The sequence below is a fragment of the Bosea sp. 29B genome, from assembly GCF_902506165.1.
In the GTDB taxonomy this organism is placed as follows: Bacteria; Pseudomonadota; Alphaproteobacteria; order Rhizobiales; family Beijerinckiaceae; genus Allobosea.
Genome location: NZ_LR733817.1, coordinates 1,667,438 through 1,680,887 on the forward strand (window position 1 = coordinate 1,667,438; position 13,450 = coordinate 1,680,887).

Consider the following 13,450-nt stretch of genomic DNA (forward strand, 5'->3'; position numbering starts at 1 on the left):
GCGGCTTACCAGCGCAAGGGTTCGAGCGGTCCCCAGGGCAATTGCACGCCGAGGGCCAGATAGAAGATCGAGTGGATGACGAGAGCGGCCGCGAGAGAAAGCCAGATGGCCTGCAACGGCCTGGTGCCACCCGCGAGGAAAAGGACGACGAGGATCAGCGGCGCGCAGATCAGGAAGCCGAGCGTCTCGGCGCCGAGCATGTAGAAGATCACCGCCGCGGGCACCAGCAGCAGGCGCGCGAGCGCACTGCCGCTGCGGGCCCAGTCGGCAAGGCCGACCAGCGGACCGGCCTGCGTCGCGCGGGCACCGTTGACGGCGAGGATCGCAGCGCAGAGCGCCAGCAGTCCGGACAGGATCAGCGGGAAGGCCGAGGGCCCCAGCGGTTGCTCGGACGGATTCGGCAGGTTCCAGGACGCAGCCGCCACCAGGCCCGACAGGACAAGGAAGACGAGGCCTCCGAAGAGATCGTTGAACTTCATGGCGTGCTCGGTGTGCGCGATGGAAACGGGACGCGGCGAAGCCGCCGCGCCCTGAAACAGTCCGAAGAGCGATCGACTACTGGCGCAGACGCAGGCCGAGCGCGCCCATGATCTCGCCGTTGTTCTTGTGCTGGGTAGCGAGGAAGCTGCCGAAAGCCGGGCCCTTGGCGAAGGCGTAGCCGAAGCCGCGCTCGGCGAGGAACGACTTGTAGGCCTCGGAATTTGCGACCTTCTCGGTGGCTTCGACGAGGCGGGCCGTCACATCGGCCGGCAGGCCGGCCGGGGCGGCGAGCCCGCGCCAGGTGCCGCCCTCGTACTCCTTGCCGATCGCGTCCTTGACGGTCGGCACGCTCGGAAACGCGCCGATCTTCTCCTTCGACATCACCGCCAGCGACTTGACGCGGCCGGCATCGAACATCGGCTTGCCCTCGGGCAGGGAGGACGGGACGATCTGGACGCCGCCGGAAGCCAGTTCCTGGAAGCCGGGCGCCGCGCCCTGGCTCGGCACGACCGTGACGCTCTTGGGATTGATGCCCTCGAGCTGGAGCAGGCCGGCGAAGGCGAGGTGATAGGCGGCGCCAGCTGCCATGCCGGAGAGCTTGTAGTGACCGACAGGCTGCTTCTTGATGTCGTCGAGCGCGGCACGCAGGTCCGCCCAGGGCGAGTTCGTGGCGACGTTGAAGGCGGCCGAGTCGAAGTTCACCAACGCGACCGGGGTGAGCTTCTCATAGGTGAAGGGAGCAGTGTTCGACCAGTAATAGGTCGTGACCTCTGCCGTCGCGAGGCCGATCGTGTAGCCGTCGGGCTTGGCGTTGACCATCTCGGTATGGCCGACCACGCCGCCGCCGCCGGTGCGGTTGACGACATTGACCGGCTTGCCGAGCTCTTTCTCCAGCCCGGCCGCGAGGACGCGGGCGACCGCATCGGTGCCACCGCCGGCGGCCCAGGGCACAACCAGGGTGATCGGGCGCTCGGGCCAGGCGGCAAAGGCGGGCAGCGACACCGCCGCGACGGCGGCAGCGAGCAGCAATTTTGCGAGTTTCATGGCGTTTCTCCTGGTGCAGTTTTTTTGTTTGGATCGGTTCCACCCGCCAAAGCAGGGTTGGAGAGCATGTGGCGGCGCGTGTAGCCGAGGACCCGCCGCATCGCCTGGTTCGCTCGCTCGGCATCGCCATCGGCGATCGCGTCGACCACTGCGGCATGGTTGGCGAGGTTGCCGGCGAAGACGTCGACGGTGAAATCGAACATCGTGCTCAGGATCGTGTCGATCGCGCCACGGAAGCTGCGCAGGATCGGGTTGTTGGTGGCGTCGAGGATCGCCAGGTGGAAGCGCTTGTCGGCAGCGATGGCCGCCTGCGGATCGTCCTGGTCGGCCTGCATGGCGGCCAGCGCCGCGCGGATGCTGGCGAGGTCCGCGGGCGTCGCGCGGATCGCTGCCAGGGCCGCAGCCTCCGGCTCGATGATCTCGCGCGTCTCTTCCAGAGCGAGCAGCAGCGCACGGTCGAGCCCGTCCTCGCTGCGCATCCAGCCAAGCACCTCGCGGTCGAGCAGGGTCCAGTCATGCTGCGGGCGAACCTGCGTGCCATGGCGCGGGCGCACGCTGAGCAAGCCCTTGGCGACGAGGATCTTCACGGCCTCGCGGACGACGCTACGGCCGGCGCCATAGCGCTCGGCGAGCTCCGGTTCGGCTGGCAGCACGGTACCCGAGGCGATCTCGCCGCGCACGATCGCGGCGCCGAGCGCTGCGACCATCATACCGATCTTTCCTGGCTTGCTGCCTCGCGCCATGGCCCGTTTTCTCTCCCGTGGCGGGAAACTGTCATGTCCGGGGCTTGCGTGCAAGCATTCATCTGATGTTTAACATCTGATCATTGAAGCGAGGCCCGGCCATGACCACTCAGACCGCGTTCACCGGCATCCATGCGATCCTCTATGCGCTGTTCGACGCACAGGAGCGCCTCGACCGAGAAGCGATGCGACGGCAGGTCGAGATCTGCCTGGAGCATGGCGCCCATGGCGTCGCGGCGCTCGGCCTTGCGACGGAAGTCTCCAAGCTGACCGTGCCGGAGCGGCGCACGGTGATGGAATGGACCTCGGAGGATGTCGGGGGCTTGAAGCCGCTCGGCTTCACCATCTACGGCACTTCGGTCGCCGAGCAGGTCGAGCTGGTCAGGGCAGCCGAGGCGGCCAAGGCCGACTGGGTTATCCTGCAGCCGCCGATGGTCGGCAGTTTCGCTGCAACTGAATACATCCGCTTCTTCGGCCGGATCGCGGATGCGACGAGCCTGCCGGTCGCGATCCAGAACGCGCCGGCCTATATAGGCCGCGGCCTGTCGGCGGAGGATATTCGCAGCCTCGTCGCGCAGCATCCGAACATCAGGCTGGTGAAGGGCGAGGGGCCGGCGACCGAGATCCGGCAGCTGATCGAGACGACCGAAGGCAGGCTGCCGGTGATGAACGGGCGCGGCGGGCTCGAGCTGATCGAGAACCTGCGCGCCGGCTGCGTCGGCATGATCCTCGCGCCCGAGCTGATCGACCTCACGGTGGCGATCTATGAGAGCTTCGTCTCGGGTGACGAGATCACGGCCGAGGCAAGCTATCGCGAGGTGCTGCCGACGATCGTCTTCATCATGCAGTCATTGGAAAGCCTGATCTGCTACGGCAAGCGCCTCTTCGGGGCGCGTGCAGGCATCGAGATCCACGATCGTGCGCCTGCCATGCGACCGACGGCATTCGGACTGGAGCTCGTTCGCGACCATGCCCGGCGGGCTGGATTGTTCGAAGCTAGCAGTCATTAGGAAAAACCCTCATCGGCAATGCCAGCCGCGGCGACGAGGAGATCAATGGCGATCGCGTTACCGTCCGTGAAGTGCGGCACCCGCCCTTGTCCGCCAATGCTTGAGGTAAAAGAGGGAGACGGATTCCTGGTCCGCCTCCCTCAAGTCTACTCTTTTGGAGGTTGAGAACCAATTCGGCTACCAACCAAGCAGGATACTAACGAATTGGGCACTAAAATCTGTGAATAAAATCACAGCAGGAGTTCCTATTGAGCATCGCTGCCCCCCAGAGCCTTGCTGATCTCCGCACGTAGATACGCTTCGTCCGCGATCGTGATGAGCCCATCGGAGCTATCGATGATCCCCATCTTCATCAACTGGCTCATCTGCTTCGTGACCGTCTCGCGTTGCGACGCGATCTTGCGAGCCAGTTCAGCGTGCGTCGGCATCGGCGAAATGCGCAGCCGCCCCCGCTCGTCCCGGACACCGTAACGGAGCAGTTCCGAATAGAGCCGCATCTTCATCGGCAGCAATCTATTCTCAAGGTAGAGACGCCGCATCGTCCGCAAGCGACGGGACAATGTCTTCGTCACGAGCTCGGCGAATTCCGGCAGGTTCCGCACCGTTTCGCGGAATTGCCCCTGGCTCATCACAAGGACAGTGGTGTCCTCGACGGCCTGGAAATAGGTTGCTGGTTCGTCGCCGTCGAATGCCGATAGATCGCCGACGAAATCCCCCGCTTCCAGCTCCGGGAACGGAACGTCGTGTCCCTGGGGGCCCAGAAAGAAGGCCGCCACCTTTCCTGCCTCGATCAGGTAGACGGCGTTCGTCTTGTCCTCTGGCTGCTTGATGAAGGAACCCTTGGCGAACTGTCGCTTGGGAAAGCGCCCTCCCAGCGACAAGCCTGGCAGCGGAACCAGCGCCGCTGTCCGACTTGCCATCGACATGGCCGTCCCCCGAGGCGCAGCCGCGAACATGGCAGACCCCATAGGCATCGTGTGGGTGGCCCCGCCGTCCCGGCTCTTCTCTTGCGCACCCACGATTATGACGCCCTCCCCTTCCGACACATCCAGACGTCGCGCTGCGGATCGCGCACCCGACGACGAATTCCCCCGGCTTACGCCCTCGCCGGCTTGCAAACCCGGCGGGTGCGACGTGCATTTCAGTCCCGCAGCCTTCGATTTCGCTCCGGCTTATCCAATGAAGCTGGTGTCCGCGAACCACCCAAATGGGGGGTATGGCCAGCGCGATCAGCCGGTGGCGTCGATGCTGAACGACTCCAGCTCCGCAAACACGCGGCGCGACACTCGCTCTTCGTTTCGAGTGAGATATTCATCCAGCTTGAGCCGGCGCTTAAGGCCGATGCCACTGTCGTCCTCGATGAACTCGATCCCATTTGTCACGAACAGCGATCGAATTCTGTTTTTCGTTTCGAGCCGGACACGATCCTTGTTCTCGAAATCGCTGATCGTGCTCTCATTCACGCGAATCTGGCGGCTGAGCTGCTTGATCGACCAGCCCATCATCGCGCGTGCACTGCGACATTGTTCGCCGTTCATCTTCCGACCCCGAACGAAACGGTCTGCGCTTCCAGGTGAAGCGTGGACGGCTGTCGGCCAGCTCTCCGAGCGGCAAGCCGCAAAACGAAAGGGTCCCCGGCCGAAGCCGAGGACCCGTCTTGATCAGAAGTCGCGCTGGATGCGGAGGCGCCCAGCCCAAGCGTCGTCGCTCTTGATGCCAGCGCCGGCGCGAACACCGAGATCGTTGGTCGGAACAACGCGAGCCTTGTACTCGGTGCGGGCGTAGAGAACCTCGACACCGATGTCGAGACCCGAGACCGGCGACCAGATCAGGTTGCCAGCGACCAGGATTTCCTTCGGATCCAGAGCGCGGACAACCTCACCCGGAGCGTAGAAGGCCGCACGAGCGGTGTGGCCGAGGCTGAGCTGGCTGTACGAACCGTAGAGCTCCGAACGCAGCTGCGGGGTCCAGAAGTGACGCAGACCGGCAACAACCGACCAGCCGGTCGAGTTCTTGACGTTGCCCGTGACCGGATCGAAGCCGATGTCGGCAACCGTGATGCGGGTCAGACGACCAGTGCCGGCAGCGCCACCGTAGCCGATGTAGCCGAGAGCGCCGTCAGCATAGGCGGCCTGCAGGAACAGGTGATCGCCAGCCGCAAGCATCGGCAGGTTGATCTTCACGCCACCCTGGATGGCCCAGGCATAGTCGTCACCACCACGGGTGCCGCCGACAACGAACGGATCCTGACCCGGAAGCGTCACGGTCAGAGCGCCGACGCGGTTCTGACGGAAGGCACCCGACAGCTGAGCCGAACCCCAACCCTGATCGACGCGGAGCGAAGCAACGATGTCCGGGAAGTCCTGACCGCCGATCGCAACCGCACGACCGAAGTCGAGGGACTGAAGAGTGGCCGTGCCATCGGCTTCCGTGCGGACACGAGCGCCGGCAATCGTGCGGGTCGTGACGGCGAAGCTGTCACGCGAGCCGGTGCCGGTGGTGCGGTCTTCGAGCGACACGGTGGCCGAGAAGCCCGAACCGAAGGTGGCGGTGTAAGCCAACAGGTTGAGGCGCGAGTCAGCCGTACGGATCGTCGAGAAGCCGAAGTCGTTCGCATAGAAGTCGAAGAACGACTGAGCGCGACCAGCGGTGATCGGGCCGAACTGGATGAAGGCCAGATCGAGGTTCGAAGCGGTCGAGGTCTGCGAGGTGCGGACCGTGCCCGGGGCGATGATGCCCTGGTTGCCGTCGAGCGCGCCGTTGTAGAAGTTCGAGCTGTTGGTCAGCTCGTACCGGAAGAACGTACGCAGCGTGCCGTAGGCGGTCGCGGTGCGGGCGTCGACGTTCAAGCGACCGCGAGCGCGGGTGCCGTAGGAGTCCTGGCTGTTGCCGAAGCGCGAGCCGACCGTGTACTCAGCACGGACACGACCACCAACGCGCAAGCAGGTGTCGGTGCCCGGGATGTAGAAGAAGCCCGCGCCGTAGGCGGAGCAAACGCGAACGTACTCGACCGGAGCGGCCTTTCGCGACGGAAGATCGGCAGCGCCGGCACTGGTGGCAACGGCGAAGGCCGCCGTAACCATGCCCAATGCTGAAACGAAGCTCTTCATCAATACCTCCAATTGAATTGGCTTTACGCCTTGGCTGAGTCCGTTTGAATCAACCCACACGATTGGTATTGTTTTCAGAAATTCTCGACGGTGAAGTTATTCACACGATCTAATAGAGTCACTTCATGTTGCAATCTGAACACATGTGATATTCTTCACTATTCGGAAGTGATATAATTCACATTCGATGACATGTTACACCAACAAAATCTCATCGTACTGTGAGAAAATTTCGGGGAATGACCACGGCTTAGCGTAAGCCTTGGCAATGACCCCTGCTCAGAAGGTTTGCCGTCTTCAGGCGCATGCGCCCTCGGAACACGATCTCGAATGTCGCAGGGCCGGCATTGCACTCCGCCCTGGCGGAGATCTCGCCATCGAAGCCGGCTCCGAGCGTGGCGACAGGGGCAATGCGGATGTCGGGACCGACAGAGATCAGCGCCACATTGCGCTCGGGCCTGGCGCTCTGGAAGGCGAATCCCGAGCCCAGGAACCCGATCAGCTCGGCGCCGAAGTGCACGTCGCGGCTACTGGAATCCTCCTAACCGAGCTTGGCGAAGCCATTCACCCGGTAGGGCGCCAAGACGACGCCTATATGTCGATAAGCTGCGTCGGCCGTCCGCTCCAGATGTCCATGCGATAGTCGCCCTTGACCATGGCGAGGCCTAGAGCATTTTCGAGCGAAGTGGACACCGGTTCGCGTGAAGAAAATGCGATAAAACAAAGGCCTAGAGCAGTTCCGCGATTCGGAGAATTGCGAAACTGCTCTAGCAGCGGGACGAGCGAGAGCGTCCAGGTCAGTTGACGTCGCTGGAGCCTCAGCGCCAGTTGCGCCGCCAGAGCACGAAGACGCCGCAGGCGGCCAGTTGGGCCGCGACCAGTAGATAGGGCCAATCGAAGCTCGCCGTCCGGCTGGCGATGAAGGCGAAGATCAGGGGGCCGCAGAACGAACCGGTGAAGCCGAAGAGGTTCGCCGCGGAAGTGACATCGCCGATCTGCGTGGGCGGTGCCAGCCGCGCCAGCTCGGCCATGTAGACCCCGTTCCATCCCAGCGACGTCGCGCCGATGCAGGCGACCGAGCAGTACAGGGCCCATGATGGTCCCGTCGCCGACCAGACGAGCAGGACGACCGCGGCGCTCGCGGCGAGCAGGAGCAGGCCGAGCAGGAGCAGGCCGCGGCGCCAGCGATCCGCCAGCCAGCCCAGGGCGATCCGCGAGACCGTGCTGGCGGCGAGCAGGACGGCCATGAAGTAACCGGCTTCCGCCAGGCTCTTGCCGTGCTGTGTCACCAGATAAGTGGCGGTGAAGGCCTGGACGCTGGTCTGGGCGACCGAGAACGAGATGCCCATGCCGGTGAGCAGCGGCAAGGTCGGGTGCGAGCGGATGACGTCGGCCGCGCGGCGCACGGCCGAAGGCGACAGGAACATCCGGACCCAGCGCCGGTTCGCAGGCCCCCTCTCCACATCGAGCCGCTTCTGGAACGGCTGCACCGCCAGCAGGCTGAGCAGGACGATGGCCGCGATCAGCCAGATCGTATGGACAAAGCCGAGTCCGACGACAGCCGGGGCCACAGAGAGGCCGGCGATCGTTCCGCCAAGCGGGACGCCGGCTTGCCGGATCGAGAAGATCAGGTTGCGATGCGTGGGCGGCGCGGTGCGCATCAACATCGTGCTGCCCGCCGGATTGTTCGGCGCGGTACCGAGGCCGAGCACGAGCGCGCCGGCGAAGCCGAGCATGGCGACCGGTTGCGACAGCAGGATCAGGCCGACGCACATCGCCGCCAGGCCGATCTGCAAGGTCCGGATCGGGCCGTGATGGTCGAGCATCGGGCCGCCGCAGGCCAGGCACCAGCAGATGCCGATCGAGACGGCGGAGGAAACATAGCCGATGCTTTCCGGCGGCAGATTCCAGCGCTGTGTCAGGATCGGACCGAGAAGAGGAACGGCTGCGGCAGCGAAGGAGCTCACGACCTGCACGAGGAGCGTGGCGCTCAAGGCGCTCCCCCACAAAGGCAGCTTCAACGCGATCCCCTCCCAGCGCCGTCGCCGTATCCGCAGGCCAGTGAGCCACCTTTCGGCAGCGCCGCGCGCGATCCCGGCTTGCTCTGGTCTTCCGCGAATCTGCCGGCGTGGTCGAGGGCCGGGCACGCCTTGCCTGACCTGCAGGATTTGCATGCGGCCACGCCGCCGGCCTCGGGCGGGCTCGCCACCTTCGGCCGGACGTCCGGGTTGCGGAGCGGGCTTGGCGGTCCTGGCCGTGGCGTCAGACCGCCAGGGCCGTCAGCAAGCGCGTGCGGTCGGACTCGTCCTCGGCATCTCCGCTGAGCACGATCTGTCCGCGCTCGATGACGACGAAGCGGTCGGTCACCGAGAGCGCCTCGTGCACGTTCTGCTCGACGAGGAGCACGATGCAGCCGCGCTCGCGCAATTCGCGCACGATGGCGAAGACCTCGGCGACGATCATCGGCGCCAGCCCCTCGCTGGGTTCGTCGACCAGCACCAGCCTGGGCTCGCCGACCAGCACGCGCGCCATGGCGAGCATCTGCTGCTCGCCACCGGAGAGCGTGGTCCCGAGCTGGCGGCGACGCTCGCCGAGGCGGGGAAAGCGGTCGTAGATCTGGTCGATGGCGGCGCGCTCCGCCTTGGCTGCGCGGCCGCGCACCTGCAGCAGCCCAAGCTGCAGGTTCTCCTCCACTGTGAGGCCGGGAAAGATGCGCCGGTCCTCGGGCACCAGCCCGACGCCGGAGAGGCAGATCCGGTCGGGTGAGAGACCGTTCAGCGGTTGCCCACCGAGTGTGATCGCGCCTTCGCTCGGTCTGACCCAGCCGGCGATGGTCTTGAGCAGCGTCGTCTTGCCGACGCCGTTGCGGCCGAAGATGCCGATCACCTCGCCGGGCGCGGCCGAGAGGTCGATGCCCTGGATGACATGGCTCAGGCCGTAATGGCTGTGCAGTCCGTTGATCGCGAGCATGTCAGTGATGTCCGAAATAGGCGGCCTGCACGGCCGGGTCGGCCCGCACCACAGCGGGCGGCCCCTCGGCAAGCTTGCGGCCCTGATGCATGACGACGACATGGTCCGAGAGGTCCATGACGAGCCCGATATCGTGCTCGATCAGGAGCACGCTGACGTCGCGGCTGAGCTCGCGCACCAGCTTGGCGGTGTCGGCCGTGTCGGCATGGCTCATGCCCTGCGTCGGCTCGTCGAGCAGCAGGATCTTCGGCTCGGAAGCGAGGCACACGGCGATCTCGAGTCGGCGCTGGTCGCCATGCGAGAGATCGCCGGCGAGCTCGTCGCGCTTATGGCCGAGCTGGAAGCGCTCGAGCATCTCGCCGGTCTTGGCGAGCGCCCGGGTCGAGCGGCCAATCGGCAGGAAGGCGCGGGCGTTGGGCTCCAGCACCTGCGCGGCCATGCGCAGATTCTCCGCCACCGTCAGCTCGAAGAACAGGTTGGTGATCTGGAACGAGCGCGACAGCCCGGCCGCCTTGGTCCGCGACGGCGAGGCGCCGGTCATGTCGACGCCGTCGATCAGGAGCTGGCCGGACCTCGGCTTCAGCGCACCGCTGATCAGGTTGAACAGCGTCGACTTGCCGGCACCGTTCGGCCCGATGACCGTGGTGATCCGGTTGCGTTCTGCACTGAAGCTGACCCTGTCGACTGCCTTGAGGCCGCCGAAGGCGATGCCGAGATCGCGGATGTCGAGGACGGGACCGGTCATGGCTTGGCACTCCCCGTTTCGAGCTGGGCTGGAGCGAAGGACGGCGCGGCCGGCTTTTGCGCGCCGGCGAGCAGGCGCTCCTCGATGCGCGGCCGGATGAAGCCGACGAGCCCCTTGGGCAGGAACATCACGCAGACCATGAAGATCAGGCCGATCACGATGAGATGGTGCTCGGTCCAGCTGCCGGTGATCGACTTCAGCAGGACGAGCAGGACCGAGCCGTAGATCGCGCCGATCAGCGTGCCGACGCCGCCGAGGATGACCGAGATCACCGCATTGCCGGACGTCGCGAAGAACATCAGTTCCGGCGAGACGAAGCCGCGCAGCATCGGGTAGAGCGCGCCCGAAAGTCCGGCGATCAGCCCGGCCAAGACATAAGAGAACATCCGCGCCCGCCAGACCGAATAGCCGAGGAAGGGCACACGCTTCTCATTCGCCTTGAGCGCGGTCAGCACCCGCCCGAACGGCGTGTCGAGCAGATAGGCGGTGAGCCCGTACAGCCCCATGATGATCGCGAGCACGATCAGGAAGAAGCCGACCGGGTTGCCGGCCGAGACCGAAACCGGGCCGAAGCCGATCTCGATGACGGGAATGCCGATCATGCCGTCGGAAGCGCCGAGCTCGCGCGTGTTGTAGACGACCTTGGCGACGACCTGCGCCAGGCCGAAGGTGATCAGCGCGAAATAGACGCCGCGCACCCGGTTGGCGATCAGCCCGCCGAGGATCGAGGCGAGGAGCGTCGTCCCGCCCGCCGCCGCCATGGCGAGCCAGAAGGACGGCACCTTCAGCAGGGTCAGCGCCGAGACATAGGCGCCGATGCCGAAATAGAGCGCTTGACCGAGCGAGAGCGCGCCGGAATAGCCGAGCAGCAGGTCGACCGAGAGCGCCAGCCCGGCGAAGATCAGCGCCTCCGTGCCGAGGCGAAGATAGAAGGTATCGCCGCTGGCGGCGCCGATCGCGGCGAGCGCGAGCGCGGTCGCAACGAAAACCAGAGCGAGCAGATGGCTCGCGCGCATCGACAAAGTCAGCCGGTCACGCATGGCCGAGCCTCCCGAACAGGCCCTGCGGGCGGAAAACGAGGAAGGCGACCATGGTCCCGAACACGATCGGATCGGTCCAGACCGGCGAGATCACCAGGCTGGCCAACGCCTGAACCTGCGTCAGGAGCAGGCCGGCGACGACGGCGCCCCAGATCGAGCCCATGCCGCCGACGATGACGACGGTGAAGGCGAGCAGGATGAAGTCACGCCCCATGGTTGGGAACACCGAGTAGACCGGCGCGAGCAGGACGCCGGCGAGACCGGCGAGCGCGACACCGAAGGCAAATGTGCCGGCATAGACCAGCGCCACCGGCACGCCGAGCGAAGCCGCCATGTTGCGGTCGAAGGCGGCGGCCCGCACCATCGCGCCGAGACGGGTGCGATAGACGACATAGGCGACGCCGCTGACGATCGCCGCGCCGACCACGATCAGGAAGAGCCGGTAGTTCGGCACGATGATGCCGGCGAGCTCGGTCGCGCCCGGGATCGGCGTCGGCGGCCGCTGGGTGTTGGGGCCGAAGGCGACCTTGAGCAGGTCCTCGACCACGAGCGCGAGGCCGAAGGTGACGAGCAGCGTGGTGACGTGCCGATCCCGGCTGTCGAAGACCGGCCGGATCAGCAGGCGCTCGGCCGCCATGCCGAGCGGAACCATCAGGACCGGCACCAGCACGAGCAGGAACCAGAAACTGATCCCGGCTGCGCCCAGAGCGAGAGCGGCATAGGCGCCGATGGCGTAGAACTCGCCATGGCTCATGTTGATGACGTCGAGCATGCCGAAGATGATCGTCAGCCCGAGGGCGACCAGCACCACGGCGACCCCGAGCGCGAGCCCGTTGACGACCTGCGGCGCCAGCACGAATTGGAGGTAGTCGAGGGCATTCATGAGCGGTTTTCCGCGGTGAGAGCGCACTCCCTCCCCCCTTGTGGGGGAGGGTTGGGGAGGGGATATCGAGGGTGGTGGCCTTGAAGGTTGCGCCTGACCGGCGTCGAGAGCGCCCGGTCTCCGCAGCCTCACGGCTGACTACCCCCTCTCTAGCTCTCCCCCACAAGGGGGGAGAGGACAGGTCGAGGTTCGCGAGTTCCCTCAGAACCGGGTGCAGGCGTCGGGGCCGATCGCCTTGTCGGCATCGACCTTGTCGATGATGTCGAACTTGCCCTTAGCGACGCGCACCACATACATCGGCTGCATCGCCTGGTGGTCGCCGGTGCGGATGGTCTTGGCGCCCTGCGGCGTCTGCCAGCTCAAGCCGCGCAAGGCGTCGCGCACCTTGTCGGTCTCGGTCGAGCCCGCCTTCTCGACGGCCGCCTTGTAAGCGAAGAGCAGGCCGTAGCTGTCGGCGCCGTAAAGGTCGGGATCGGCCTTGTTCGCCGCACGGAAGGCCGTGACGAAGGCCTTGTTCTCGGGCGTGTCGATCTGCGGGGAATAGCCGACGCCTGTGGCGAAGCCCTCGGCCGCCTGGCCGATCGCACCGATGTTCTGCGAGGTCACGGTGCCGGAGGCGCCGACGACCTGCAGGTTGGTGAGCAGGCCGAAATCCTGCAGCTGGGTCAGCAGCCTGACCGTGTCGTTGCCGGCGACTGAGGTATAGAGCACCTGCGGCCGCGAAGCGCGGATCTGGCCGAAATACTGGGTGTAGTCCTTGGAATCGAGCGGCGCGAACACCTCGCCGCCGGTCGGCGCGCCCGATTTCTCGGCGCTGCTCTTGAAAGCGGCGACGGTCGAGCGGCCCATCTCATAGTCGGGGCCGAGATAATAGACCTTGGCCTTCGGCTTCTCCTTGGCGAGCCAGGCGGCGAGCGCGACCGATTGCTGCTCGGCGCGCGCGTTGACGCGGAACATGTTCGGCGAGCATTTGTCGGTGGTGATCGAGTCGGCGAAGGAGACGGTCGTCGCCGCGAGCTTGGCATTGCGCTCGGCCAGTTGCGCGACGGCGAGCGTCGAGCCGGAATTGACCGTGCCGGTGAGGAAGTCGACCTTCTCGACCTGGAACAGCTTCTCGGCCTTCTGCACGGCGACGGCGGGGTTGGCCTCCTCGTCCTCGAAGACCAGGCTGACCTGGCGGCCGGCGATGCCGCCTGCGGCATTGATCTCCTTGGCGGCGAGCTCCAGGCCCCAGCGGACCTGCTGGCCGATCGGGGTATAGGTGCCCGACAGCGGCGTGACGACGCCGATCTTGATCGGGCCGCTCTGGGCGAGCGCACCGCCGGTGAGCGCCGTTGCAGCGAGCAGCCCGGCGACGGCTGCGAGATATCCGGTCGTCTTCATGGTCGTTCCCTCGGTTCTGGTTGTTGTTCTGCGATGTCGGTT

At 65.7% G+C, this 13,450-nt stretch carries 13 protein-coding genes; 1 reads left to right on the forward strand and 12 read right to left on the reverse strand.

Going from position 1 to position 13,450, the window contains the following annotated elements; translation table 11 throughout:
* Positions 1-5 precede the first annotated feature (5 nt).
* The 3 genes from GV161_RS08145 to GV161_RS08155 all read right to left on the reverse strand — a co-directional run bounded on the left by GV161_RS08145 (position 6) and on the right by GV161_RS08155 (position 2,234).
* Positions 6-479, reverse strand: coding sequence for a tripartite tricarboxylate transporter TctB family protein (locus tag GV161_RS08145; protein ID WP_152015189.1), 474 nt, complete (start codon positions 477-479; stop codon positions 6-8).
* Positions 480-555: 76 nt separating this feature from the next.
* Positions 556-1,524 (reverse strand): tripartite tricarboxylate transporter substrate binding protein, encoded by a 969-nt coding sequence (locus GV161_RS08150; RefSeq protein WP_152015188.1) that lies wholly within the window; start codon positions 1,522-1,524, stop codon positions 556-558.
* Positions 1,521-2,234, reverse strand: coding sequence for a FadR/GntR family transcriptional regulator (locus GV161_RS08155; RefSeq protein WP_244624131.1), 714 nt, complete (start codon positions 2,232-2,234; stop codon positions 1,521-1,523). Before GV161_RS08155 ends, GV161_RS08150 begins: the two co-directional genes overlap by 4 nt.
* 134 nt (positions 2,235-2,368) lie before the next feature.
* Here GV161_RS08155 and GV161_RS08160 point away from each other — a divergent pair, with 134 nt between their 5' ends.
* On the forward strand, positions 2,369-3,277 hold the full coding sequence (locus GV161_RS08160; RefSeq protein ID WP_152015186.1) for a dihydrodipicolinate synthase family protein: 909 nt from the start codon (positions 2,369-2,371) through the stop codon (positions 3,275-3,277).
* Positions 3,278-3,522: 245 nt separating this feature from the next.
* Here GV161_RS08160 and GV161_RS08165 read toward each other — a convergent pair whose 3' ends face one another.
* The 9 genes from GV161_RS08165 to GV161_RS08205 form a co-directional block, all read right to left on the reverse strand.
* The gene (locus tag GV161_RS08165) at positions 3,523-4,203 is read right to left on the reverse strand and encodes a Crp/Fnr family transcriptional regulator (RefSeq protein ID WP_159650191.1); all 681 of its coding nucleotides are present in this window, start codon (positions 4,201-4,203) and stop codon (positions 3,523-3,525) included.
* A gap of 303 nt (positions 4,204-4,506) precedes the next feature.
* On the reverse strand, positions 4,507-4,815 hold the full coding sequence (locus GV161_RS08170; RefSeq protein ID WP_152015184.1) for a helix-turn-helix transcriptional regulator: 309 nt from the start codon (positions 4,813-4,815) through the stop codon (positions 4,507-4,509).
* A 123-nt stretch (positions 4,816-4,938) separates the two neighbouring features.
* Positions 4,939-6,387, reverse strand: coding sequence for a porin (locus GV161_RS08175; RefSeq protein ID WP_152015183.1), 1,449 nt, complete (start codon positions 6,385-6,387; stop codon positions 4,939-4,941).
* Between the two features lie 818 nt (positions 6,388-7,205).
* Complete coding sequence (locus GV161_RS08180; protein ID WP_159650192.1) at positions 7,206-8,381, reverse strand: MFS transporter; 1,176 nt, start codon at positions 8,379-8,381, stop codon at positions 7,206-7,208.
* Positions 8,382-8,649: 268 nt separating this feature from the next.
* Complete coding sequence (locus GV161_RS08185; RefSeq protein WP_152015181.1) at positions 8,650-9,357, reverse strand: ABC transporter ATP-binding protein; 708 nt, start codon at positions 9,355-9,357, stop codon at positions 8,650-8,652.
* Between the two features lies 1 nt (position 9,358).
* Positions 9,359-10,102: an ABC transporter ATP-binding protein gene (locus GV161_RS08190; protein WP_152015180.1), complete on the reverse strand. Its 744-nt coding sequence runs from the start codon at positions 10,100-10,102 to the stop codon at positions 9,359-9,361.
* A complete protein-coding gene (locus GV161_RS08195) occupies positions 10,099-11,142 on the reverse strand; it encodes a branched-chain amino acid ABC transporter permease (RefSeq protein WP_152015179.1) in 1,044 nt (347 codons plus the stop codon). The genes GV161_RS08190 and GV161_RS08195 overlap by 4 nt, the downstream gene beginning before the upstream one ends.
* Positions 11,135-12,025, reverse strand: a complete 891-nt coding sequence (locus tag GV161_RS08200; RefSeq protein ID WP_152015178.1) for a branched-chain amino acid ABC transporter permease — start codon at positions 12,023-12,025, stop codon at positions 11,135-11,137. The genes GV161_RS08195 and GV161_RS08200 overlap by 8 nt, the downstream gene beginning before the upstream one ends.
* 201 nt (positions 12,026-12,226) lie before the next feature.
* Positions 12,227-13,408: an ABC transporter substrate-binding protein gene (locus GV161_RS08205; protein WP_152015177.1), complete on the reverse strand. Its 1,182-nt coding sequence runs from the start codon at positions 13,406-13,408 to the stop codon at positions 12,227-12,229.
* Between the last annotated feature and the right edge of the window lie 42 nt (positions 13,409-13,450).

What these genes read in the sequence shown, in the direction of transcription:
- GV161_RS08145 (WP_152015189.1), bottom strand. Translation starts at nt 479, where the DNA reads ATGAAGTTCAACGATCTCTTCGGAGGCCTCGTCTTCCTTGTCCTGTCG.
- GV161_RS08185 (WP_152015181.1), bottom strand. Translation starts at nt 9,357, where the DNA reads ATGCTCGCGATCAACGGACTGCACAGCCATTACGGCCTGAGCCATGTC.
- GV161_RS08155 (WP_244624131.1), bottom strand. Translation starts at nt 2,234, where the DNA reads ATGATGGTCGCAGCGCTCGGCGCCGCGATCGTGCGCGGCGAGATCGCC.
- GV161_RS08200 (WP_152015178.1), bottom strand. Translation starts at nt 12,025, where the DNA reads ATGAATGCCCTCGACTACCTCCAATTCGTGCTGGCGCCGCAGGTCGTC.
- GV161_RS08195 (WP_152015179.1), bottom strand. Translation starts at nt 11,142, where the DNA reads ATGCGTGACCGGCTGACTTTGTCGATGCGCGCGAGCCATCTGCTCGCT.
- GV161_RS08175 (WP_152015183.1), bottom strand. Translation starts at nt 6,387, where the DNA reads ATGAAGAGCTTCGTTTCAGCATTGGGCATGGTTACGGCGGCCTTCGCC.
- GV161_RS08165 (WP_159650191.1), bottom strand. Translation starts at nt 4,203, where the DNA reads ATGTCGATGGCAAGTCGGACAGCGGCGCTGGTTCCGCTGCCAGGCTTG.
- GV161_RS08150 (WP_152015188.1), bottom strand. Translation starts at nt 1,524, where the DNA reads ATGAAACTCGCAAAATTGCTGCTCGCTGCCGCCGTCGCGGCGGTGTCG.
- GV161_RS08170 (WP_152015184.1), bottom strand. Translation starts at nt 4,815, where the DNA reads ATGAACGGCGAACAATGTCGCAGTGCACGCGCGATGATGGGCTGGTCG.
- GV161_RS08190 (WP_152015180.1), bottom strand. Translation starts at nt 10,102, where the DNA reads ATGACCGGTCCCGTCCTCGACATCCGCGATCTCGGCATCGCCTTCGGC.
- GV161_RS08160 (WP_152015186.1), top strand. Translation starts at nt 2,369, where the DNA reads ATGACCACTCAGACCGCGTTCACCGGCATCCATGCGATCCTCTATGCG.
- GV161_RS08205 (WP_152015177.1), bottom strand. Translation starts at nt 13,408, where the DNA reads ATGAAGACGACCGGATATCTCGCAGCCGTCGCCGGGCTGCTCGCTGCA.